Here is a 23,594-nt window from a genome sequence, read left to right on the forward strand (position 1 = left end):
CCTTAAAAATCGGTATGTTTTTCACTGTGTCCAGTGTTTTTTTGAGCAAATTTGGCCAAATCGCATAAGGACATTTACCTAAGAAAAACACCCGACAGGTGTTCTACTGATTCCTGCAAAACACGCCCCTGCTTATCGTCAACGCACAGTTTCGGGACAACCTTACGGTCGGTTGCACGCTTTTGAGCTAACCGCCCGGCAAGCATTAATACATTATTCAAACCTAATAAACATGCGGGTTTGCGTAGGTAAGACGCGAGGAACCCGAAATAAAAGAAGCCCCAAGGCAGTGCCTTGAGGCTTGAAGGGAGGACCTGTTTCACCATTCAACTTTCCACGGCCGACTGGTGAAGCGGGCAAGTGATTACTACGGCGGCAATTATGTAGTCTGCCGCTTTGTGTTCCCGAATGTAGCAAGCGTCGTGGCAGCGACCCTGGCTATTTTGAGTCCCCGTGCAGACGGGTTTACACACTCGAGCAAAGAGAGAGTACCAAAAATGGACTTCAAGTTCCGTATTACCCACTTCGCGGCAGCTGCCATGCTGGCTACCGGCGCGATGGCAATTGCTGATGATGCAACTCCGACTCCGCTGCAAGCCGCTGTCGGCAGCGTAACGTCCAACGGTTACTTCCGCGCAGGTTGGGGCGAAGCCGGCAAGGGCGGCAACATGCAATGTTTCGGCGTTGGCTATGCCAAGTTCCGTCTGGGTAACGAGTGCGATGCCTACGGCGAAATCGGTCTGGACATTCCTGTGTTCAACCAATCCAACGGTGCTGTGTGGACTGCACACACCATGGTTAACACCGACATTCCGTATTCCGCTGACTACTGGGATACCAAGCTGGCATTTGCCCAGAACTACATCAGCGTTGCTCACTGGGGCGACGGTGCTCTGAAAGATGCTGTGCTGTGGGCCGGTCTGCGTTACTACGATCGTCCTGACTTGCACATGCTCGATTACAAGTACTTGGTCGGTGACGGCTCCGGTGCTGGTATCGAAAACATCAACCTGGGTAACGACGTGATGTTCAGCTACGCTTTGATGCGTCCGGCTGACTCCAACGACCTGGGCCGCACCTGGCTGGAAAACCTGTTCAAGGTTTCCAACATCAAGGCAGGTCCTGGCGCGTTCACGTTTAACGCTGGCCTGACTGGCGCATGGCACTCCGACAACACCACCGTGACTGATGCCACCACCGGTATCACCACCACGACTCCGACTGCTCAAACCAGCAGCGGTTGGTACCTGTCGGCTCTGTATGACCATCCGCTGGGTGATGTTGGTTCCAACCGTATTGGTCTGCAATACGGCCGTGGCGCCAACGCTACTGGTAACTTCAGCAGCATCAACCAGTCCGCCAACACCGACGACAACACCTTCCAGATTCTGGATAACTTCACTCTGGAACCGAAGGACAGCAAGTTCACCATGCTGGGCCACGCCGTGTACCGTCAAGACAAGTACTCGTACGCCGGTGCCAGCAATGACACATGGTGGGCCGTTGGTATCCGTCCGCAGTACCACTTCACTGACATCTTCGGTTTCGCAACCGAACTTGGCTATGAATCGTACAAGCCGGATAGCACCAACCAGTCCGAAAACATCACCAAGCTGACGCTGGCTCTGACTGCAGCCGCTGGCAAGGGCGCTTATGCCCGTCCGGAACTGCGCTTGTTCTACACGTACGCCAAGTGGAACGATGCAGCTCGTGACGACATGAGCAACCCGATGAATGCTGTTTCCAGCAAGGGCGTTCATAGCGTCTACGAAGGCAGCACCAACGGTAGCTCCTTCGGCGTGCAAGCTGAAGCATGGTGGTAAGAATCTGATGGTGATTGCCGTGTGAACGGTCCGGTCCACGCGGCAATCAATCAATCGGATGGAGGAGATCTGGCAGCAATGCCAAAGGATGAGACACGGACAGCCTGGCTACGGCGAGGTTGTCCGTGCATCACCTTGATATTGTTCTAATGTTGAAGTGGTGTTGAAGTGATGTATCAGGGGTCCGGTCGCGCCCCGCCTGCAAGTCAAAATGAAACCAGAACAGTCGACCATTCTGTTCGACCCCGGAAACGAAAACCAATAAAGCAATAACGATAGTCGTGATTTAAAAGCCGGTGCAGCAATGCACGGTGCTGTCACGCCCTGCCAGTCGCGTCTGCGCGGCGGTAACCTGGGTTGCAGCCGGTTTTCAAATCACGTGCTGGGGCGTCCTCAGGCGCAACAGTGTGTTGATCACTGCCTTTCTTGCCAGCGCAAAATATCGCGCCGGGGCAGTCTGCCGCAAGGCAGCCAGCAAGAGCACGCTAACTTATCAGCCCCCGATCGTCTCCTGGCGTTCGGGGGATTTTTTTACCCTGCGTGTTCCGTTGTTGCGTCTGCGCCATTCATTCTGGCCGCTCGCCAGAAAGGTCAACACCTTTAACCTTTCTCTGCATAAAATTTCAGGTAGATATGACAACAGGCATACCCATTGCTTGAGTGTCATCGGGCAAAGCCAGTCTTTACCCACACCACCCGCGCCGGCCACAAGCCATCTACGCGGATTGATCCATTTTTTTCCTACAGGAAAAAAGCATGTCTACCACCCCGCATTCGCGGCCAGTTGTACTGGCCACGCTCGCCGCGCTGTTCTGGGCCGGCAACTTTGTCGCCGGGCGTTTCCTGCACGGCCAACTCTCCCCATTGACGATCTCCTTCGGCCGCTGGCTGGTGGCATTGTTATGTCTGGCGCCGGTGGTGCTGCCACGCTGGCGCACCACACTGCCGCAATTACGCCCGCACTGGCGTGCCATTGTGGTGCTCGGTCTTGCCGGCATTGCGCTGTGTAATACGCTGATCTATCGCGGCGTCACCCAAACCAGCGCCACCAACGCCGTCATGCTCAGCGCGTTTATCCCCATGGGTGTTTTACTGGGCGGGCATTTGTTTTGCGGCCTGCGCATGACGGTGGCCCAGACGATGGGCACTGCCCTGTCATTCTGCGGCGTCGCGTTCATTCTCACGCGCGGGCAACCGGCAGCGCTCTTGCAACTCACGCTCAACCCGGGTGACTTGTGGATTCTGGCCGCCGTGGTGTGCTGGGCGGCGTATACGCTCAAACTGCGGCATATTCCCGCCAGCGTGGACAAACCCGCCCTGCTGTTTGCCGTGATTGCTGCCGGGGCATTGTGCCTGGCGCCCGCAGTGGCGCTGGAATGGTCCCTGCGTGGCCTGCCGCACATCACGCCGCAAAGTGGCGGCGTACTGCTGTTCCTGGGGGTGTTCCCATCGGTGTTGTCTTACCAGTTCTATAACGTGGCCGTGGGGGGACTGGGCGGCGCACGGGCCAGCAGCTTCATGCATCTTATCCCGCCGTTTGGCACGATCATGTCGCTGGCACTGCTGGGTGAGCAATTGCATTGGTGGCATGTGGCAGGGCTGGCGGTCATTCTGGCCGGGGTTGCCGTCGCCAACGGCGTCTTCAAAGGGCACGGTTTTGCCCCGACACGGCCCCTGCACTCGCGTTAGCCCGCTGTTTATTCGACATCCTCTCTGGCCGATATTGCAGCGGCCAGATGGGGATCAATCATCTGGTAGCCGCCCTGGGCTTCCTGTATCAGCACCCGATTGCGTACCAGCTTCTTCAGGCTACTTTGCACCTGGGAAGTAGAGACGTCCGCCACCCCGATTTTTTCTGCCAGCCAGGCCCGTACCCGCACGCCATAAAACCGGTTTACCCCTTTGGCGACCTGCATCAACAAGAGCCGGTCCAGTCGGCTCATTTCTTCCCATACCAGCGTCGCCACACTGTGGCGCTGCAAATGGGCCAGTTGCAACTGCAGGGCCTGCTCTGGCGGGCAATCCGGATTAAGCACCAGGTATTGCACGAGGGCGCGCAGGTAATACGGGATGCGCTGCAAACGGTTAAACGCGTCCAGCACCATCCCGTCATCGACCTGCCCCCAGGTAATGCCGTGATACGGACTGGCAAGCTCCAGCAGGACACGGCCATCCCCATACTGATTTGCGGTCAGTTGCTGATACTGGCCCACCAGGTGCCGGGCAAATGCGTCGCCAATATCTGGCAAATTGAAAACCGTGCTTTGTTGCTGCAACAGCAGAGGCAAACCCTGGTTGCGCCCCGGCAAGGTACAGGAGAGCACCAGTTTGGCGTGGCGCGCCGCACCGGCAAATGCCCGCAACAGCTCCCGCAGCCTGGTTTCACCCTCCACCAACTGCAATAGCCGGTCTGCGTCATCCAGCAAAAATAGCGCGGTCTTTTGCTCTGCCCAGCGCTGCGACCAACTGTGAACCATGCGCTGGGCCAACCCGCGCTGTGGTTTGCTGGCTGCACCTGTCCAGCCTGCGAACGGGTGCTCCAGCCACTTTTGCTGGCTGGCAACTTCACTCAGCGCCTCTTCCAGTCGGCGCATCAACACCCGCGTCGCCACGCCGCCACAGCAAAAAGAATGAACCTGCCAGCCCATTTTTTCGGCGTGGGCACGTAAATCCTGCTCCAGGAATTCGGTCTTTCCCATCCGGCTTGCCGCCGCCACGGTCACCACTTCCGCCAGCCCGGTCTGTAGCGCACGCAGGACCACTTCGGCAAGCTTTTCACGGCTGAAATGCCAGTCCGTCTTTTCAATCATCGGCAGATTCCTTTATGCACTCAAACATAATTATGCACGGCTGATATATTTCGAATAATTATGCATAAGCCGGAAATGCATTTAGCGAAAAACCCCATCAAACCCCTGTTTATATTGAGTCAATTTATTTTAATAAATCCGAACCCATTACATGTACCAGGAAAATATGCACCTCCGCAAACCTTCAATATTTTTTAATTATGGGCATTCTTCCAATTTCGGTATTTAACGGCCCGTCGGAATATGGTTTCCCAACCTGCCATTTCCGGTAAAGACCATGACGCTTGAAGAAATGATCCCCGCTGGTAACATCCGCTTTGCCGAAGGCTTTGACGACTGGCATGACGCCATTCAGGCGGCCTGTACTCCGCTGCTGGAGCGTGGGGCGCTGGTGCAGCAACACGTCAATGCCATGATTCGAAAGGTACAGCGGCACGGCCCTGTCGCCATATCTCCCGGAATAGTCATTTTACGAACAGATCCGCAATTGAATGCATATGCCGTCGCAATGTCTTTGTTGAAAATCAGCAGACCAGTGCAATTCGGCATTCATATGCAACATCGTGTCAAGCTGATCTTTTCCGTTGCCATCACAGACAGCAAAAGTCATCAGCCCGCATTATGCCAACTCGCCCGTCTCATTATGCATACGGAAAAACTGCGGCAATTGCACGATTGCAATACCGCCAGCGCCCTGGCAGCGCTGATTTCATCCATCCCGGATGAATTTTCCAGCAAAACCTGACGACACCATTTGGATATAGCGCGCTAAATGTCCATTCACAGGTAATGCGAAGCACAAAACATGAGGTTAACGATACATACGCAAGGCAGCCAGCGCAGGGTCCGCCCCTGGCATGGCCGCTCTTCGAGACCGGAGTGTCATCGCATCATGACCGCATTTCTGTTCGATAGCTTGTCAGAGCCTGCGCTGGTGATCGGGCTTTTCGCCCTGATCGGCCTGTTAGTGCAAAAGGCCAAGGTGACAGACGTGGTCGCCGGCACCTTCAGAACTGTGCTGGGTTTTTTGATCCTGAATGCCGGGGTGCAAACCCTGGCAAACCCGCTGGATATTTTTCGTCTGGTGTTCAATCACGCCTTCGGTCTGAAGGGGACCATTTCCAGCAACGAAGTGGTCGTCGCCCTCGCCCTGAAGCAATTGGGGGCCCAGACTGCCTGGGTGATGATCCTTGGCATGCTGTTCAATCTGCTGCTGGCACGCACCACCCCGTTCAAATACATCTTCCTGACTGGCCACCACACTCTTTTTATGGCGTGTTTGCTGGTGGCAGTCATGAGCGCCGGCGGCATCACCGGCTTGACGCTGATTGTGACCAGTGGGCTGTTGTTAGGCGTGCTGATGGTGTTGATGCCAGCACTCTCACAACCTTTTACCCGCAGGGTGACCGGTCATGACCACTTTGCGCTGGGGCACTTCGGCAGCATCGGCTATATCTTTGCCGCGCTGATTGGCCAGATTTTCGGCAAACGCGGCCTCAGCACGGAAGACATCAAGGTGCCCGAATCGCTGCTTTTCCTGCGGGATACCTCGATCAGCATGGCACTGGCCATGTCTCTGCTGTTTATGGTGGTTTCGTTGATTGCCGGCCCGGCCTTTGTTGAGCGCGCTCTGTCAGGCGGCACGAATTTCCTGGTGTTCTCCGTCAAGCAGGCGCTGGTATTCTCGGCCGGGGTGTACATCATTCTGGCTGGCGTGCGGCTGTTGATCTCGGAAATCATCCCGGCCTTCAAGGGGATTTCTGACAAGCTCATTCCCAACGCCAAGCCCGCACTGGATTGCCCATCGGTATTCCCGTTTGCCCCCAATGCGGTGGTCATTGGTTTTATGTCCAGCTTTATTGGCGGCCTGTTGACCATGTTTGTCACCCCTGCCTTTGGCCTTGCCGTGATCGTACCAGGACTGATTCCACACTTTTTCACCGGTGCCACGGCGGGCGTGTATGGCAATGCCACGGGCGGGCTTCGGGGCGCGGTGCTGGGTGCTTTCGGCAACGGCATATTGATCAGCTTTTTGCCGGCCATGTTGCTCTCCGGGCTGGGGGCGATTGGTTTTGCCGGCACCACCTTCGGTGATGCGGATTTTGGCGTGGTGGGCATCCTGCTGTCTTTTGCCACTCGGGCGTTCTGAATCTGAGGCGATCCACCCGCGTTCATACGCATGAAAAAAGCCGGCAAATGCCGGCTTTTTTGCCACGCTGCGCGAACGGGTTACTCCAGATTCTGAATTTGCTCACGCATTTGTTCGATCAACACCTTGAGCGCCATCGAAGCACGGCTGGTTTCCACCGAGACCGACTTGGAGCCCAGCGTATTGGCTTCGCGGTTCAGTTCCTGCATCAAAAAGTCCAGGCGCTTGCCCACTGCGCCACCCTTGTCGAGGATGCGGCGCACTTCATCCAGATGTGCGGCCAGGCGCGACAGCTCTTCGTCCACGTCGATCTTCTGCGCGAACATCACGATTTCCTGGCGGACACGGTCGTCATCCAGCGTGCCCATGGCTTCCAGAAAACGGCTTTTCAGGCGGGCTTCGTATTCGGTAACCAGTTGCGGAATCTTGGGTTTGACCTCCGCCACAATGGCTTCCATGCCAGCCACCCGCTCCAGCAAGTGCGCCTTGAGCTTTTCGCCCTCGCGGCCACGGCTGGCCGTGAAGTCTTTGATCACCTCGCCCAGCAGAGACAAACATGCCTCGCCCAGATCTTCACCTTGCGGCGCAGCCTGAGTCAGCACGCCTGGCCAGCGCAAGAGTTCGCCCAATTTGAGTACGCCTGCATCCGGCGCCAGTTCTTGCGCGGTTTGCGCTGCGGCAATCAAGCCTTGCAGCAACTGGCGGTCCAGTTTCAGTTCTCCGGTGCCGCCTGCCGTGGCGTTAAAACCAATCCGGCATTCCACTTTACCGCGCGCCACACTGCCGGCCACTTTCTCGCGGATGGCACCTTCAAAGGCGCGGAACTCTTCTGGCAAACGCACAGAGAGGTCCAGGAAGCGGTGATTCACCGCGCGCAGCTCTACCGTCAGTGTGCCGGAGGCCAGTTCACGCTGGGCCACCGAAAAGCCCGTCATGCTGTAAATCATTGCTCGTCCTTGCTGTTGTTCTGTTGCGGCGGCGGGCCGTTTGCCCGCTGCTCATGCATGCTGTTGCTGGTGCATCCCCAAGAGGGGTTCGGGGCTGTCACTCTGGAATATGTTGCTACCTTACTACACAACGGCGACCGGACAGGGGCCAGAAACACCGGCCAGCCACCTTCTGCCACCGCCCACTAATTCTTGTAAGCAAGCGCCTTTACTTTCGAGAGGCCGCCACTCACAATGCGCCGAAGTGAGTGAGTATACCAACCCCCATAATGACGACGCCGAGTAATCAACCGCTGGCACGCGGCTATCAGCTGCAGAACTACACGATTGCCAAGCTGTTGTCCGCTGGTGGCTTCAGTATTGTCTATCTGGCGCACGACGAGAACGATTATCCCGTCGCCATCAAAGAATATCTGCCCAACTCGCTGGTGCTGCGCCGCGAGGGGGATGCCGTGCAGGCCACCAGCGACGAAAATCTGGCGCTGTTCCGCCATGGTCTGAAATGCTTCTTTGAAGAAGGCAAGACCCTGGCGCACATCTCCCACCCCAATATCGTGCGGGTGCGCAATTTCTTCCGGGCCAACGACACCGTTTATATGGTCATGGAATACGAACGTGGCCGCACGCTGCAAAAAGAAATCCAGCTCAAGCATGACCGCGAAGGCGTTGATGAAAAACTCATCCGCCACGTGTTCTACACGCTACTGAACGGCTTGCGTGAAGTACACCTGAACAAGCTGTTGCACCTGGATATCAAGCCGGCCAATATCTATATCCGCAAGGATGGCTCCCCGGTTTTGCTGGACTTTGGCTCTGCCCGCCAGACGCTGACCAGTGAGCACAACCGGCTGACGCCGATGTACACCCCCGGTTTTGCCGCGCCCGAGCAATACGGCAAGAAAGACGCGCTGGGGCCGTGGACCGATATTTACGGCGTGGGCGCCACCATGTACGCCTGCCTGGCGGGCACCGCGCCACCCCCGGCGGATGTACGGCTGAAAGAAGACAAGTTGCCCGATCTGGCCGCGCGCTATGGCGATCGTTATTCGCCGGAGTTACTCTCCCTGATTGATCGCTGCCTGCGCATGAATGCCGATGAACGTCCGCAAAGCGTGCATCAGGTGCAAAAACAACTGGCGGAAGCCGGATCACGCCCGGCACGTCGCCGTAGCATCATTCATCAATTGCGTCGGACCTGGCAGAACCTGACCACCAAACCTGCACGAGTGACCGAATGAAGTTTTCCATTTACCAGGACAGCCGCACTGGCGGTCGCAAATACAACCAGGATCGCGTGGGCTATTCCTACAGCCGCGACGCCTTGTTGCTGGTAGTGGCCGACGGCATGGGCGGGCATTTGCATGGCGAAGTGGCCGCGCAGATTGCCGTGCAGTTGTTGACCGATCAGTTCCAGAAAAAAGCCCAGCCCTCGCTCGATAGCCCCAGCCAGTTTCTGGCCGAGGCGTTCCAGCGCGCGCATGAGGCCATTTTTCATTACGCTGCCAACCATCAGTTGGTTGAAGTACCGCGCACCACCTGTGTGGCGTGCGTTATCCAGGACGGCATTGCCTACTGGGCGCATGTGGGTGATTCGCGCCTGTATCTGGTACGCAAAGGGCGTATTGTCGGCCGCACGCGCGATCACTCCAAAGTGCAGCGCATGGTCGATGAAGGCAAGATCACCGCAGAAGAAGCGCTGATCCACCCTGAAAAGAACAAGATTTACAGCTGCCTGGGCGGCTCTTACCCGCCCGAGATTGAAGTGGGCGGCAAAGTGGCGCTCTCTGACGGCGACAGCATTTTGCTGTGTACCGACGGCTTCTGGGCGTCGGTCGATCATGATGAGCTGACGCAGTTTCTCTCGGCCTTCCCGGTGTTGTTCTCGATTCCGCAACTGATGGATCGGGCTGACCTGCGCGGTGGCAAGTTTGGCGATAACCTCACTGCGCTGGGCATCAACTGGCACGAAGAGGAAGACGACAACGTGTCATCCAGCGCATTTGTGTCCACCCAGAAGCTGGATCAGGTCACCATTGCCACCCACGTGGACCCGATCGATATCAAGAAAACCGGCGAAATCACCGAAGACGATATCGAAAAAGCCATCTCGGAAATCCAGAGCGCGATTGCCCGCTATTCGAAGTGAGATGTGGGTTGCGTAAGGGCCAGCGCGTCGGCCGCAACAGCCCTTTTGCGCACGCTACCACTGCGTCATTCCGGTCCTGAGCCGGAATCCAGCAGGCCGCCAGACGTGGCCTTGCCCACGCAAACCACAAGCGCCCCATTTTCAGTGCCTGCGGCACACCCGTTTACACCTGGATTCCGGCGTCCGCCGGAATGACGAGTCTGGGGTATGCATCCTTCCCACTCCTCACTCCTCACTCCTCACTCCTCACTCCTCACCAGCAGTTATACTTCGCTCAATTCCCATAAAGCCAAGGACCACCGCATGCGCCCCTCCAACCGCCAAGCCAATGAACTGCGCCAGGTGCGCCTGACCCGCAACTACACCCGCCATGCCGAGGGCAGCGTGCTGGTGGAATTTGGCGACACCAAAGTCATCTGCACCGCCACGGTGGAAGAAAACGTCCCGCCGTTTCTCAAAGGCAAAGGCCAGGGCTGGGTGACGGCCGAATACGGCATGCTGCCGCGTTCCACCAACAGCCGCATGCGTCGCGAGGCCTCGCAAGGCAAGCAATCGGGCCGCACCCAGGAAATCCAGCGCCTGATCGGCCGCAGCCTGCGCGCGGTGGTTGATCTGGAAAAACTGGGCGAACGCCAGATTCTGGTGGACTGCGACGTGATCCAGGCCGACGGCGGCACTCGCACCGCCAGCATTACCGGCGCTTTTGTGGCCATCAGCGACGCCATCAATGGCCTGATCGCCGCCGGCAAACTGACGGAAAGCCCGCTCAAGGATCACGTGGCCGCCATCTCCGTCGGCATCTTTGAAAACAGTCCGGTGCTGGATCTGGACTACCCGGAAGACTCCGCCTGCGAAACCGACATGAACGTGGTCATGACCGGCAGTGGTGATTTTGTGGAAATCCAGGGCACGGCGGAAGGCGTGCCGTTCAGCCGCGCGGAAATGAACCAGCTGCTGGACCTGGCAGAGAAAGGGATCAAGGAGTTGATTGTGTTGCAGAAAGCGGCACTCTCTCAATAAAGCCGGGCACAGGCCAGAGCATGCAACTTATTTCATCCAGTCCCTTTTTCATGAAAAAAGTGTTTCCGTTCATCTGGTTCGGATTCCTGGTGATCTTTTTTCTGGGCATGTTCGCCAGCGGGCAAGCGAGTCAGGACCCCATGATCCTGCTGGGTCCGGTGTTCATGGCTATTTTTGGCGTTGTGCTCATGCGCAAGCTGGTGTGGGGCCTGGCCGATGAAGTGTATGACTGTGGCGACCAGCTCTTGGTCCGCAAAGGACAACAGGAGGAATATGTTGCTCTGGCCAACATCATCAATGTCAGCACCACTTTTACCTCGAATCCGCCCAGAATCACGTTGCGACTGGCCCAACCGGGCTTGTTTGGAGATGAAATCGCATTCTCGCCACCAACACCCATTTTCAGACTGAACCCATTCAGTATTTTCCAACGTAACCCGCTGGCAGAAGACCTGATGGTTCGCGTGGACAAAGCGCGTCGACTTCGTTGAACTGGCTGTAGTAGCGATCAACGCGGATCACCTTTCCTCTGTCTACATCAGGGCGGGCTCTCGTGAACTGGAAGACCGCATCAGTCTGTGTCGCAACAGGCGTAGGGCTCGAAATCTGGTCAATGGCATCTGCACACCAGATCATCTTTTATTTCGCCACCCTGTTGTTCTATATCGGCTGGGAATCCTTATGGTAGCGCCCCTATATATTCCCAGCCGCATCCAGCCACCCCGCAGCCCGGTTTGACCCACCCCGCCCAACCCCGGATAATGGTTTGTTTTTGTTGATGATTCCGGATCGCTCCGGCTGATCCGGAACCACCCATATGTCCGTAGAAAACAACGCCTTGAACCCGATTACGCCTTCCCGCCGTTACAGCATCGCGCCGATGCTGGATGGGGCAAACAGCCATAAAATTTCAATAAAAATCAAAACATTGAAAAACATGAATTGGGCTATGTAGCACGTCCTGACGCACTTACTGTCTGAGAGCAGATGAAAAGCGTAAAAGCACTTGTCGCCCAGTACGCAAAAAGGCCCCGCAATGCGGGGCCTTTTTGCAACAAATTCAGCCAAGGTTGCTCTACGAATCACAACCCCGCTTCTTCCAGCAGCCTGGATGGCGCATATCCAAGCGCCCGCGCGATTCTCAAAACATTGAGAATCGTCACATTCCGCTCCCCTCTCTCGATCTTCCCCATGTGACTTCGGTCGACGCCTGCCGCATCGGCCAAGGCCTCCTGCGACAGTCCGCATTGTTTTCTCATCTTCCGAATTGCTGCACCAAGCAAGACGAGTTCAGGCAGTCGTTCTTCACCCAGCCCAGAGACTCTTTTCATCCCCTCATAATCAAATTATGATGCACCTACGACCACGGCATTTACGACCCATTTTGCAAACAGTGAGGCGTCATATGAATAGGCAGTTACTGAAAGTGCTCTGTATTTCGACCTTTGCTGCGATTTGCCTGAGTGCATGCGGTGGGGGCGATAGCACCACTTTGACGGAGATGACCCAGCCAGAGACACGCGACAAGGTGGTGATGTCCCTCTCCCCCTCAGATCGCGCTTTGTATCTCGACTTTCTGGCCGGTCACTCGGTGGCCGAGCTGGATGGACATATGACGGTCCGGGAGGCGATCAACTCTGCGCAAAAGGACTGTGATGTAAAGAAGGCAATCCAGAAAGCAGGTAGCCAGATCAAATAAGGCATGCAATGCCGGGCAGAACGACTGTCATGACAAATCAGGGAACAAAACCATGAAGCCAGGTAACCTGCAACTGCGGTACAACAAGACGCGCCAGACCACGCTTACCACCGAGTTGATGGAATTTGTTTCGGGTGCGTCTGCCGTTTAAATACAGAAGGTGATCAAAGAGCCTGGCTGCAATGGCCATTTCCGTGGCAGGTACTTCCCAAATGTTTGACGCTACGATCGGTTGCCGGCTATGTGCTTCGGCGAACAGACCAAAACAGCAAGGGCGCAAAAGATAGCGCAGGTATATACGCGCTTGGCGTTGCGCCAGGTCTTTGCGGTTGGAAACTGAAGAAGGACATGACCAATGAAAGCATTCGTCTATAAAGGCCCCTTATCCAAGGGTTTGGAGGACAGGCCCAAGCCAGAAGTGGTCGCTCACACCGATGCAATCGTCAAGATCAGCAAAACCACCATTTGCGGGACCGATCTACACATCCTTAAAGGCGATGTCCCGACTTGCGAGCCGGGTCGCATTCTGGGGCATGAAGGTGTTGGCGTTGTTGAATCCGTGGGAGTTGGGGTGAGCGCATTCAAACCCGGTGATCGGGTATTGATCTCATGTATCAGTGCTTGCGGCAAGTGCGACTATTGTCGCAAACAGATGTTCTCCCATTGCACCACCGGGGGCTGGATTCTGGGCAATACCATCGATGGCACCCAAGCCGAGTTTGTGCGGATTCCGCATGCCGACAACAGTTTGTATCCGATTCCAGCCGGCGTGGATGAAGAGGCGTTGGTGATGTCGAGGAGATCACACTGGGCGTATGAACACGGTGTCAAACTCGACTTCTCACGTCCGGGCAAACCCACGGATAATGCGTTTATCGAGTCCTTCAACGGCAGCCTGCGGGATGAATGCCTGAACGTGCACTGGTTCCTGTCGCTGGACGATGCGCGGGAAAAGATTGAGCGCTGGCGGGTCGATTACAACGAGTTCAGGCAGCATAGCTCACTGGGAAACCGGGCCCCGAGCGAGTTCCGGCTCGCACGCCTTGAAGCCGGGAATCTCCAGTTCTAGACGCTCGGTTAGGCGGGAGGAGATCAAGCGGACAAAAACAAAAACTGATATTCATTCTACGGCATCGGTTTTGACCCGTTTTTCAGCGGTCTGAAAGATACGGGTGTGCACTTCTATTGATAAGAAAAGGTATAGGTTGCAAGGCCCATCAGCGTTCCCGGCGTTATATTTCCGGTGCGTATGTAGCGGATGCCCAGCGGAATGTTGAATGTACCGCCAGTTGAGGTGCCGACAATCCTCTGGTTTTCCGTATTGTAATTGGGTGAGTCAGGGCCCATCAGCACAGGATTTCCTGATTCATCCACAAACTGGAAACTCAGGCCGGTGGCCGTTGACCCGCTTGCGTTGGTCAGCACAGAGGTTCGGTTACTGTTCTGCGTGCTGTCAGTCAGTGTGATCCCGACTTTAAGTGTTTCGTCGGGGCAGTCCAGCGAGATATTGAAAATTTTGGGAGCGCTTGTAGCTCCGACGATAGATAGATCCCCTGAATTGACTGGGTCCAGATTTACGGTCAAATTCTTGCTGGGAATGGAGCAGGTTGAGCCCACAATCGCGCCTGAATATGGGCCGGAAAGGGGGTTGACCTGAGCCCATGGGCCGCCGGAGTCAGATTCGGTATAACTCATTTTTAGTTGCGGACCGCCACTTCCGAGAGTTCCTGCCGGTAGTCGGTAGGATCTATTACTTAATTTGGTGGTTACTGTCATCAATTCTTGCTGATACGTATTGCCGACATTCGTTCTCGGGCACACCATCGTTAGCGGAATGTTTTGGTGTATGACCTGGTTGAAAACGTTGCATTGTGGGTAAGTGATATAAATACGTAGCCCGATTGCAGAGCTACCTGTATTAAAGCTAGTATCTTCCCCACTGGTACTGCTGGTTGATATCAGTGTAATGGTGTTGGTGAAACTTATCGTGCCTCCAGCAGTATCTTTACACTGAATGATCACGTCATTGGAAACTGACGCGATATCGGATCCTGGAGCCAAATGGGCGGGACCAGTTACTGTGCCGAAATTCGGGGCGATATTTCCCCCCAAAGAGTTACACGTTGATGCGGCCTGTGCCCCGGACCAGTCGATCATCAGAAGGGCAAATAAAAAAAATGAGTGCTTTTTCATAAAAAAGCGTCCTTGCTTTTTTCTGACTCAAAAAAGAGACTGCAACAATGCTGTTTTTGGGAGCTCGCTTGATCAGCGGGGGCACCATCAACCAGCCGCTGATATGACCACAGGCGTTTTTCACGGGCCGCTTTATGCTAGAGCGAAAAATCAGCCGCATAATCGGCGTCTGTCCGCGCCCGTAGTTTGCCGGTTTGGCACGCCTGGGCAAACACTTGGTAGTCTTTCTCAACCTGATCGGCATAGTCGAGGGAATACTGCGCCAGCGCTTTGGCAAAGCTGTCGCTATCGCCAATGTAGCCACTGATTTCTGGCGCCACCCCGCCGGCGTGGGCGCGAGCCAGTACCCAACCGCAAATCCGGCCATACCCTTTCAGCCACGTAGCATCCATCAGTTCTACTTCAGCGGATATTTTCAGGTCACGCAGTTGCCGCAAATAGAAGTGACAACCAGACGGGCCGGTAGACCAGCCCAGGAATAAATCGCTGGAAGCCTGAGTCAGGCGTTGCCCTTCGACCACACGACGCCCCTGATGATTGTAGGGGCTGCGGGGTTTGACAAAGTCAGCCAGCACCGAATGACGGGCCTCCTTGATTTGTAAAAACAGTGGAGCGTTCTGACCATCCATCATCAGCACAATCAAGCAACGCGTTCCTACGCTACCCACGCCCACCACTTTGAACGCCACATCATGGACGGTAAAACGTTCCAGCAATTGACGGGGACTACTTGATATTGTGGTGAAGTATTCCTTGCGCAGTTTTTCCAGCAGGGCTTCGCCGCTTCCCAGCTGAATCCAGTCATCGTTTTTATCGAACAGCGACGTATTGCCGTGAATATGAAATACCCCTGGCGGGGCATCACGAATTTTCCAGGTGCCATTTTCCTAGACGCCCAGCTTGGGTAGTAGCTCTGCGGCCGTGCGTCGCCCTGCCTTTTCAATGGCCGCCTTGACCAATTTTCTGCCGGTATCTGTCGTGGTGATCTCTATCAGTCGATCAAAAGTGATGCGCTCGTACCAGATATCCAATGGCTCCATCAGCGCGTATTTGGCCATGTTTTCCTGATAACTGACTGCCGCCTCGTAAGCGGCCTCGCGCGCCTTGTTTTTGCCGTGCCCCAAATGGCGTGCTGCCACTGTCAGACTTGCTGTGAGCCGCTTTAAATCCCATTCCCAGGGGCCGGGATGGGTTTCGTCAAAGTCATTGAGATCAAACAGCAAGTTGCGCTCTGGCGTGGCAAATCCGCCAAAGTTGGATAGGTGCGCATCGCCACAAATTTGCAGCTGCAAACCGCTATCCGGGGTACCTGCCAGATCGTGGGCCTGAATAATGGCACTCCCGCGATAGAACGTAAATGGCGAAGCCATCATGCGTGCGTACCGTAATGACACGAGGCGGGCAACGCGGCCTTCACTGTTGGCCGCCAGCAGTTCAATCACGTCCGCTTGGTATTGCCGGTGCGGGTGTGGCCAGAGCGCTTGCTGGACTGGCGCAGTGCCCGGGCATTTTCAATGCGCTTTGCAACGGTTAAATCTACTTGGGTCATGGTGTTGCCCCGTTCGTTTATCATGTCGAGTATCAGGTATAGGTAATACGGGAACGTCTCGCCAATCCAGGGTTACCAACGGTTGCAACCCTCGGGCTTAAGGGTTTGCCTCGCTCGGCAGGCTCAGGACTGCATGGCGTCAATACAAGGCCGTACCCTGGCGGGTACGGCCTTGTATTGACGCCGGAATCTGCTTTGAAACTTTCCGGTATGAAAAACGTTTGGCAATGTTCGGTTTCTTCGACAAGAGGTCCGGGCTTCCACTGACCTTCGCTTTCGATCAAGACGCCTTTAGCCCCGGTGACGTTTACATCCAGCTTTTCTTCTGCCATCGACTTTAAAAAGCTGAGCGATGGGATCATGCGCATTGCTACACCTTCCACAGAGTCGCCCATCATCCGGACCACCGTGGCGCGCTGTAACAGCAAACCAAGCAAAAAACAGAACAGTAACAACAGCCCAACCGCAAATACGTGAATTCCCCCAGCAAATGTTCCACGCCCATTTTGTCGGCCAGCGGCGCCTCAAGCTTTTTGAGAATGCCCAGCACCCTGAAAAACACATAAACCAGCGCACCCCGGGGTAAAGCGAATAACACACCACTCACCATGATCGAGATGAATCGTTTGAGCATGCCCACTTTCCTTAGGGAACTACACTGCCTTGTGTTTCAGGGAGACCGAACACGCTTGCCAAGTCTGCCCGGCAAGGATGGGCCCCCCTAAAAGCTCATCGCCAGCCCCAGCGATACGCCCGAGACGTTGTTGCCGAATACATAGCGGGCCACCAGCCGAGTGCGGGTGACGAAGACATCGTATTTGCTGGAGTCCAGCTCCATGCCGACGCCCAGCGAGGTGAGGTAGTCAAAACCCAGCGCGCCGCGCAACTGGCCCAGGTATTGCGTATGCGCAAATTCCAGCACGTAGCGTACCGGCCGATCCAGCGCGGTCATCCCTGTGGGGGCCCGATACCGCGCCCACACGCCAAGACTTTGCGCGACGGCACGGCCCTGCACCGATTCATCAGTGCCGCCATAACTCTGCAAGACGATGTTGGAGTAGCGCACTTCCACTTCCTGTTCGCGCTCGGGCTTGAAATCTTCATACACCAGCATGAGCGAACCACCCAGCCCATAGGCGTTGAGTGTTCCCCCATTCAAAAAACTGATGTCACGGTCAGTCCTGTGGTTGATCAGCCACTCTCCGGCCGAGAGATCACTGACCACCTTGGCCAGGGCAATGTTGAAAATGGGCCGGATCTTGACGTACTCAGAGATGGGGAAGTCCCAGCCAATCCCGCCGCTGACATCGCCGGTGTTCCAGCGCAGCGGCAATTTGCGGTCTTCTTCGCCATTTGTGGCCAAAAAAGTGGGGTCATAGCGGGTGTAGGCCGCCAACCCCTCCAGATAGAGGGGCGTGGTGTCGCTGATGGTGGCCCCGCCGCCCAGCTGGGTTGACCATAAGCCTGGATTACCGGAATTCCCGTTACTGATGGCCAACGAACTGGTCGTGACATCCGGCACTACGGCGTAACCGATCAGTGCAACCACACCATTGGCCTGGCGTTGGACATCTGCACCCACCACTTTGTAAGGCAGAACAGGATCGGCATGCGCCGCAATGCAGCAGCACATGCTGATTGCCAGCAAGGCCATTGTGCGCAGAAAGTGAGGCCACGTGATTGCCTTGATTCCGTGCCGATGTGGAGCCCCAAGGCAAGTGACATCCATGCTCAAAGGGAGATTTCGTCGGGGCGAACGCGGGTGGCTGAAAACGCTAAAGGCCATCGTGATGGCATCCCGAGGTCTCGTTCCGCAATGTCTGCGCTGACGCATGCTTGATTGATCGAGCGCACCTCACGTCAGTAGGCTGCATCACGGTATCCAGACAAGTATCCAGGAATCGAAATTTCTCACCATCGGGAAGTAACCCCAGGCTGAATTTACCTTCTATAGCACTTGGTAATACGACTTGCGCCCATGGGAGGAGTTTTGTGGTGAGCGTCGGCACGCACCAGTCCCGTCCAGCGCGGAATCAACGCGTGAAATGTTGGAAGTACGGGTTGTCTGGGTCCGTGCGTAATGCCCTTTCCAGGGACATTTGCCAGTTCTCTTTATCGCCCGCATAGGCGTATAACCCGGCATCGTAAAAATCCAGCAATCCTTGTTGTTGCACTTCTATCTGGGAGTGCAGGTCTATGTCGCCCCCTACTAACGGGATGGTAGTGCGCACATTAAGTAACTGCGGCAAAACGCGCTCAAACTCGCCTGGGCGCAACCAGTCGGCGTATTCAATAAGGGGGTGGTCATCGGTCACGGGTATTCAAAACGGGCATCGTTGAAGTTGCCCTGCACGGTGTCAGCCGTCGGGGCTGCCATGGCTTTGGCATGATGCGAATTTTTCCAGGATGCAAACTCTGCGGCGTGACAGGACACACAGGTTTTTTCATCCACAAAACTGGCGTGGGCAATGATGGCGTCATGCGGGCCATTGCGGGCCAGCACAAGGTTTTGACCCAGTACGGCGTACTGCCAGCTTAGGAACAGGATGAGCGCCAACCCAACAAAAACACCACCGATCCACAGCCATTTTCTGTGTCTGGTGGGGTGAGTTTCAGCGGTATCGGGCGACTGCGGGGTAACCGCTGCCGTAATGCTAGCCTGGCGTTGTTTGCGGCGAGCGGCCTTACCCATGGCGCAGTGCGCCTGGCAAGCGAGCGTGATCAGACGACAACTTCGGCTCCCCGGACCACGCAAAGGGCGTGGCGAAAGTGATGCGGATCGTTTTATGGTTTATTGTCGAGCGCTGTGTTGCGCGGGCGACCATGAAGCAATAGCACACCAACCCTGGGTATGTATCCAGGGTTGGTGTTTTCAACTCGCAGTAGATCAATCCGAAGGCATCGGGATCTGGAAGCCTTCCTTGGACAACTGATCCCGTATGTACTGGAAGCGCTGGTATTGCGTCAGCGTAATCGGGCCTGAATAGCCTTCGCCCTGCATCTTGCGCGGTGGATACTTCACGTAGGTGGCCATCAAGTCCTTGATCGCCTTGTTGAACGTCACCAGCGTCCAGGTCCGTTCTGTGTAGTTGTTCATGAAGATGTCGTAACGCTCTTGCGGGTCTTGCCACAGGTCAAAGATTTGCGGCACGGTCGCCACATAAGACTCTGGGCCTTTCCAGCCGAGGTTGGAATCCACCGCCAGGCCGCCCGTTGCCTGGCCATTGTCGCCACGCAGGTTGAACTCTGCCTTGTAGTGGCCGACGCGCACAGCGCCCGGGGTGAGTTCGTTTTCGGTGAAGTAGAACCACACGTTACGGGCAGACTTACCGGTGCCCATCAGTTCCGGCAGCATGTCGTAGCTATCAAAAATGATGGGTTTACCTTCGCGGTCATTGGTGGGCAATTTGACGCCCGCTGCATCGGCAAAGGTAGCCATCAAATCCAGGCCGCCGTTGATTTCATGATTCTTGGCATCTGCCGGAATCTTGCCTGGCCACCACGCAATGGCCGGCACGCGGCTGCCGCCTTCACGATCCGTACCCTTGGTGCCACGGAACGGGGTGTAACCGGCGTCCGGGTAAACGTCCTGCCAGGCGCCGTTATCGGTGGTAAAGAACACCAGCGTGTTTTTATCCAGACCCAGCGCGCGCACTTTGTCCAGGATGCGGCCAACGCGGGAGTCCATTTCCACCATGGAATCTGCGTATTTGGATTTGGACAGGGATTTACCGATGTAATCCGGGTCTGGCATGTTGGGCTGGTGGTTCTTCATGAAGTTGATGCTCATGAAGAAAGGCTTGCTGTCTTTACCGTGCTGATCCAGGTATTCCAGCGAGGCTTTTTCTACATATCGATCAAAAAACGGAATACCCACTACGCCTTTTTCCGGCGTATCTACATACTGGCCGTTGATCTTGAAGTCTTCTTTCGGTTTTTCACCGGCTTTGGCAGACAGCGCCCCCTTGGTCACTTTCGCAAACATGGCCCGCATTTCGGGTTCCATATCCGGGAACCAGGTCGGGTCGGCATAGGTGTAGGCATTCAGGTGATACAAGCCCACGTAGCGCATTTCGTCGTAACCCTGCGCATTGGGCAAGGCGTAGTCGGATTCACCCAGGTGCCATTTACCGGTAAAGAAGGTGTTGTAGCCGCCGGTTTTCAGCACAGAGGCCAGTGTCCATTCTGCGGCCGGCAAGCCGCCGCCATCACCCTGGAATGCCACGGTGGTCATGCCGCTGCGGTTAGGGTTGCGGCCAGTCTGCAGAGCGGCCCGGCCCGGTGTGCAACTGGGCTGGCCATAAAACGAATAGAAGGTCATCCCTTCCTTAGCCATACGGTCAAGACTCGGTGTGGGCATACCACGACCCTCGCCACCACCGTAGGCGCCGAGGTCACCATAGCCGGTGTCGTCGGCAACAATCAGAATGATATTGGGTTTATCCGCTGCACTGGCGAGTGGGGCTAAGGCCATCAAAAACACATTCAGAACACACAGTAATCCTATCCACAGCAGTTTCCCTGGGGAACGCATGACAGTTTTCTCCACATGATTGGTCAAAACCCGGCATGTAAAACATGTTCGGGCGCCTGCCAGCGCTAGTTGTTGTTGAGCGGGGAATCTGTCGTATGAAGCTGTTTTGAGTGCGGTATTCACTATGCGCTGGCTGTGGCTCGCTCTCTTGCTTACCAACAATGAGTTATTGGCTTTCTTTACTCACAAGTCCAGCGGTTTCTTATACCGCAGCAAGTATCAAATACGGCGCAGGTGTCAGAAGCTGACACATTTGCTGAGCGTCTTGAATCCGCAGCAAGGGCAACTGGACTACCCCGGGTTCAGTAGACAAACCCCAGCCTCACGCCGCGGCCACTTCAAAGGCCTCGGGACTGATGCCGCCCAGGCGGCTGTGGCGGCGGGTACGGTTGTAAAAGGCTTCGATATAGTCGAACACGTCTGACCGCGCTAGGTCACGGGTTTTGTAGACCCATTTGCGGATGCGTTCCTTTTTCAGGCTGCTGAAGAACGATTCAGCCACAGCATTATCCCAGCAATTGCCGCGTCGACTCATGCTCGGTTCAAGGTTGTTGGCTACGCAGAACCGGCGCCAGTCATCGCTTCCGTATTGCGAGCCCTGATCGGAATGGACCAGCACCCGTCCCGGTGGTTTGCGGCGCCAGACGGCCATTAGCAGGGCATCAAGCGCCAGTTCACGCGTCATGGTCGGTTTCATGGACCAGCCCACGACCTTGCGGGAATACAGATCGATCACCACGGCCAGATAAAGCCAGCCCTGCCAGGTACGGATGTAGGTAATGTCCGTGACCCAGGCCTTGTCAGGCTGATCGACCGTAAAGCAGCGATTCAGATGATTGGGTGCCAGCAACGACGGCCGGCAATCGGGCGTGGTGCCTTGTAGCCGCGCTGGGCCTTGATCTTGTGCATGCGCATGATCCGGGCGACCCGGTGCTTGCCGCACACTTCGCCGATTTCGCGTAAATCGCCCAGCACCCGGCGTGAGCCGTAGACGCCACCGCTGGCCACCCAGGACTCGCGAATCAACTCAAGCAGGCGAGCATCCTCACGCGCATGTGACGAATCAGGTTGATGCAGCCAAGCGTAGAAACCGGCCCGGGCGATCTGCAGGATCCGGCACAGCGTGGTGATGGCATGGTGATGTCGCATGTCATTCATGAAGCGGTACTTCACTCGGGTTCCCTGGCAAAGTACCGCGCGGTGGGTTCAACCGGTCAGCGCAACAGTTCTGATTTAATGGCATTTTTAAGGAAGCGGCGATGCCAAGAACTGGTAGACCGGGGTTATCTGCCCAACAGAAGAAAGATCTTTGGAATCGATGGAAGGATGGCCAATAGCTTAGCGAAATTTGACGGGCACTTGGCAAGCATGCCGGTTCCATTCATGGCGTACTATCAGCACATGGTGGGATTGCCCCACGCATAAGGAAGGTCCGTTCGGGATCGTTAACTTTGGTAGAACGAGAAGAAATATCTCGTGGCCTGGCGGCAGACCGTTCACTACGTAGCATGGCAAAGCAACTCGGGCGGGCACCGTCGACGATCTGTCGTGAAATTGCACGTAATGGCGGGGCAAACAATTATCGTGCGGCAAGCGCCAATACTCGCGCTGCCAATAACGCATTGCGCCCCAAGGTTTGCGCATTGCAGGCCAACAAGCCATTGGTAACAGTGGTTGCCGATTGCCTCAAAAATGATTGGTCGCCACAACAGATTTCTGGATGGCTGGCCCGCGTCTATGGCGGCGACAAAACAATGCAAATCTCCCATGAAACGATATACCGTAGCCTGTTTATCCAGGCACGTGGTGTCCTAAAAAAAGAATTGATATCCCACCTGCGCAGCAGACGCATGATGCGAAGAGGTAAAACAGCATCAACCGCCGGACAGCCCCGTGGTCAGATCATTGATGCTGTTTCCATTCGCGATCGGCCTGCAAGCGTTGAAGACCGGGCTGTTCCGGGGCATTGGGAAGGAGACCTGATATCCGGCTCAAAAAACAGCCACATCGCGACCTTGGTTGAACGTCATTCCCGGTTTGTTATGTTGGTGCAGGTCGCGGGCAAGCGATACGACCAGCGTGGTCAGCGCCCTGGTGCGTCAGGTCAGGACACTACCCGATGGGATCATGCAATCCCTGACCTGGGATCGAGGCAGCGAACTTGCTCAACATAAAAAATTTACGCTCGCTACGGATGTCGCGATGTATTTCTGTGACCCCAGAAGTCCATGGCAGCGCGGAACAAATGAAAATACCAATGGACTGCTTCGTCAGTACTTCCCGGACGGAACGGACCTCTCGCTCTTCACACAAAAAGATCTTGATGTCATCGCAAACAGGCTCAATTCAAGACCACGAAAGACGCTTGCATTTATGACGCCGGGCGACAAGCTCGCTGAAGCGTTGCGCTGACCGGTTGAACCCACCGCGGCTTTTTTAGGATGTCACGCTCTTCTTCAGTACGCCGCAATTGAGCCTTCAGGCGAAGGATCTCGCTCCTGGCCTCGATCAGTTCGGTCGCCTGCTTCTCGGTGTCGTCCGGCATGACCGCTTTGACCCACTTGTACAGACTGTGGCTGGAAACGCCGAGTCGTGCTGATACTTCGGCGACGGAATAGCCACGCTTCGTGACCTGCTTGACGGCCTCTTCTTTGAATTCAGGGGTAAAACGCAGGGTACTCATGGACATCCTCCTATGCTCAAAATCATAGGCCGGATTGCCTG

The 23,594-nt window shown here is 55.7% G+C and carries 21 protein-coding genes and 6 pseudogenes; 14 read left to right on the forward strand and 13 right to left on the reverse strand.

The genetic code is table 11. The features are described 5' to 3' along the window. Window positions 1-497 precede the first annotated feature (497 nt). Both HNQ50_RS12445 and HNQ50_RS12450 read left to right on the forward strand, forming a co-directional pair. Window positions 498-1,823: a carbohydrate porin gene (locus HNQ50_RS12445; protein ID WP_184101162.1), complete on the forward strand. Its 1,326-nt coding sequence runs from the start codon at window positions 498-500 to the stop codon at window positions 1,821-1,823. Between the two features lie 756 nt (window positions 1,824-2,579). Further along, window positions 2,580-3,512 carry a DMT family transporter gene (locus HNQ50_RS12450; RefSeq protein WP_184101165.1) on the forward strand — a complete coding sequence of 311 codons (933 nt, stop codon included), beginning with the start codon at window positions 2,580-2,582 and terminating at the stop codon, window positions 3,510-3,512. An 8-nt stretch (window positions 3,513-3,520) separates the two neighbouring features. On the opposite strand, the gene HNQ50_RS12455 is transcribed toward HNQ50_RS12450, so the two are convergent. After that, window positions 3,521-4,633, reverse strand: coding sequence for a hypothetical protein (locus HNQ50_RS12455; RefSeq protein WP_184101167.1), 1,113 nt, complete (start codon window positions 4,631-4,633; stop codon window positions 3,521-3,523). 277 nt (window positions 4,634-4,910) lie between these two features. Here HNQ50_RS12455 and HNQ50_RS12460 point away from each other — a divergent pair, with 277 nt between their 5' ends. Beyond that, complete coding sequence (locus HNQ50_RS12460) at window positions 4,911-5,378, forward strand: PTS sugar transporter subunit IIA (RefSeq protein ID WP_184101169.1); 468 nt, start codon at window positions 4,911-4,913, stop codon at window positions 5,376-5,378. Between the two features lie 147 nt (window positions 5,379-5,525). Then, window positions 5,526-6,782, forward strand: coding sequence for a PTS ascorbate transporter subunit IIC (ulaA, locus tag HNQ50_RS12465; protein ID WP_184101171.1), 1,257 nt, complete (start codon window positions 5,526-5,528; stop codon window positions 6,780-6,782). 80 nt (window positions 6,783-6,862) lie between these two features. Here the strand turns inward: ulaA and HNQ50_RS12470 are convergent, their stop codons facing one another. Then, window positions 6,863-7,729 carry a YicC/YloC family endoribonuclease gene (locus HNQ50_RS12470; RefSeq protein ID WP_184101173.1) on the reverse strand — a complete coding sequence of 289 codons (867 nt, stop codon included), beginning with the start codon at window positions 7,727-7,729 and terminating at the stop codon, window positions 6,863-6,865. Between the two features lie 269 nt (window positions 7,730-7,998). Between HNQ50_RS12470 and HNQ50_RS12475 the strand changes: the two genes are divergently transcribed. The 5 genes from HNQ50_RS12475 to HNQ50_RS12495 all read left to right on the forward strand — a co-directional run bounded on the left by HNQ50_RS12475 (window position 7,999) and on the right by HNQ50_RS12495 (window position 11,850). After that, window positions 7,999-8,967, forward strand: coding sequence for a serine/threonine protein kinase (locus HNQ50_RS12475; protein WP_184101175.1), 969 nt, complete (start codon window positions 7,999-8,001; stop codon window positions 8,965-8,967). Then, window positions 8,964-9,875 (forward strand): PP2C family protein-serine/threonine phosphatase, encoded by a 912-nt coding sequence (locus HNQ50_RS12480; RefSeq protein WP_184101177.1) that lies wholly within the window; start codon window positions 8,964-8,966, stop codon window positions 9,873-9,875. The genes HNQ50_RS12475 and HNQ50_RS12480 overlap by 4 nt, the downstream gene beginning before the upstream one ends. Before the next feature lie 303 nt (window positions 9,876-10,178). Further along, entirely contained in the window at window positions 10,179-10,895 is a 717-nt protein-coding gene (rph, locus tag HNQ50_RS12485) for a ribonuclease PH (protein ID WP_184101179.1), read from the forward strand. Window positions 10,896-10,915: 20 nt separating this feature from the next. Then, window positions 10,916-11,386: a hypothetical protein gene (locus HNQ50_RS12490; RefSeq protein ID WP_184101181.1), complete on the forward strand. Its 471-nt coding sequence runs from the start codon at window positions 10,916-10,918 to the stop codon at window positions 11,384-11,386. A gap of 326 nt (window positions 11,387-11,712) precedes the next feature. Further along, complete coding sequence (locus HNQ50_RS12495; protein ID WP_184101183.1) at window positions 11,713-11,850, forward strand: hypothetical protein; 138 nt, start codon at window positions 11,713-11,715, stop codon at window positions 11,848-11,850. A 127-nt stretch (window positions 11,851-11,977) separates the two neighbouring features. Here HNQ50_RS12495 and HNQ50_RS12500 read toward each other — a convergent pair whose 3' ends face one another. Continuing rightward, window positions 11,978-12,226: a helix-turn-helix domain-containing protein gene (locus HNQ50_RS12500; protein ID WP_184101185.1), complete on the reverse strand. Its 249-nt coding sequence runs from the start codon at window positions 12,224-12,226 to the stop codon at window positions 11,978-11,980. 74 nt (window positions 12,227-12,300) lie between these two features. Between HNQ50_RS12500 and HNQ50_RS12505 the strand changes: the two genes are divergently transcribed. From HNQ50_RS12505 to HNQ50_RS12520, 4 genes and pseudogenes are all read left to right on the forward strand, one after another. Next, a complete protein-coding gene (locus tag HNQ50_RS12505; RefSeq protein WP_184101187.1) occupies window positions 12,301-12,594 on the forward strand; it encodes a hypothetical protein in 294 nt (97 codons plus the stop codon). A 52-nt stretch (window positions 12,595-12,646) separates the two neighbouring features. Beyond that, window positions 12,647-12,745, forward strand: a complete 99-nt coding sequence (locus tag HNQ50_RS12510; RefSeq protein ID WP_184101189.1) for a F0F1 ATP synthase subunit gamma — start codon at window positions 12,647-12,649, stop codon at window positions 12,743-12,745. Window positions 12,746-12,949: 204 nt separating this feature from the next. Continuing rightward, a pseudogene (locus HNQ50_RS12515) lies at window positions 12,950-13,345 on the forward strand (alcohol dehydrogenase catalytic domain-containing protein); the annotation flags it as partial. Between the two features lie 57 nt (window positions 13,346-13,402). Beyond that, a pseudogene (locus HNQ50_RS12520) lies at window positions 13,403-13,663 on the forward strand (integrase core domain-containing protein); the annotation flags it as partial. Window positions 13,664-13,776: 113 nt separating this feature from the next. Here the strand turns inward: HNQ50_RS12520 and HNQ50_RS12525 are convergent. The 9 genes and pseudogenes from HNQ50_RS12525 to HNQ50_RS12565 form a co-directional block, all read right to left on the reverse strand. After that, on the reverse strand, window positions 13,777-14,787 hold the full coding sequence (locus HNQ50_RS12525) for a fimbrial protein (RefSeq protein ID WP_184101191.1): 1,011 nt from the start codon (window positions 14,785-14,787) through the stop codon (window positions 13,777-13,779). Window positions 14,788-14,924: 137 nt separating this feature from the next. Continuing rightward, window positions 14,925-16,229, reverse strand: a pseudogene (locus tag HNQ50_RS22145) (DUF2252 domain-containing protein). 139 nt (window positions 16,230-16,368) lie between these two features. Beyond that, window positions 16,369-16,704 (reverse strand): hypothetical protein, encoded by a 336-nt coding sequence (locus HNQ50_RS12535; RefSeq protein ID WP_184101193.1) that lies wholly within the window; start codon window positions 16,702-16,704, stop codon window positions 16,369-16,371. Window positions 16,705-16,730: 26 nt separating this feature from the next. After that, window positions 16,731-16,970, reverse strand: a complete 240-nt coding sequence (locus HNQ50_RS12540; RefSeq protein ID WP_184101195.1) for a hypothetical protein — start codon at window positions 16,968-16,970, stop codon at window positions 16,731-16,733. Window positions 16,971-17,057: 87 nt separating this feature from the next. Beyond that, complete coding sequence (locus HNQ50_RS12545; RefSeq protein ID WP_184101197.1) at window positions 17,058-17,969, reverse strand: hypothetical protein; 912 nt, start codon at window positions 17,967-17,969, stop codon at window positions 17,058-17,060. Between the two features lie 400 nt (window positions 17,970-18,369). Further along, a complete protein-coding gene (locus HNQ50_RS12550) occupies window positions 18,370-18,651 on the reverse strand; it encodes a hypothetical protein (protein WP_184101199.1) in 282 nt (93 codons plus the stop codon). After that, window positions 18,648-19,028, reverse strand: coding sequence for a multiheme c-type cytochrome (locus HNQ50_RS12555; RefSeq protein ID WP_184101201.1), 381 nt, complete (start codon window positions 19,026-19,028; stop codon window positions 18,648-18,650). The genes HNQ50_RS12550 and HNQ50_RS12555 overlap by 4 nt, the downstream gene beginning before the upstream one ends. Before the next feature lie 195 nt (window positions 19,029-19,223). Then, window positions 19,224-20,810 carry an arylsulfatase gene (locus HNQ50_RS12560; protein WP_221303153.1) on the reverse strand — a complete coding sequence of 529 codons (1,587 nt, stop codon included), beginning with the start codon at window positions 20,808-20,810 and terminating at the stop codon, window positions 19,224-19,226. Window positions 20,811-21,192: 382 nt separating this feature from the next. Next, window positions 21,193-22,067, reverse strand: a pseudogene (locus HNQ50_RS12565) (IS3 family transposase); the annotation flags it as partial. Between the two features lie 62 nt (window positions 22,068-22,129). On the opposite strand from HNQ50_RS12565, the pseudogene HNQ50_RS12570 reads away from it, so the two are divergent. After that, window positions 22,130-23,282, forward strand: a pseudogene (locus tag HNQ50_RS12570) (IS30 family transposase). Between the two features lie 19 nt (window positions 23,283-23,301). On the opposite strand, the pseudogene HNQ50_RS12575 reads toward HNQ50_RS12570, so the two are convergent. Next, window positions 23,302-23,553: pseudogene (locus tag HNQ50_RS12575) on the reverse strand (transposase); the annotation flags it as partial. Window positions 23,554-23,594 lie beyond the last annotated feature (41 nt).

The sequence above is a fragment of the Silvimonas terrae genome (assembly GCF_014202765.1).
Lineage (GTDB): Bacteria > Pseudomonadota > Gammaproteobacteria > Burkholderiales > Chitinibacteraceae > Silvimonas > Silvimonas terrae.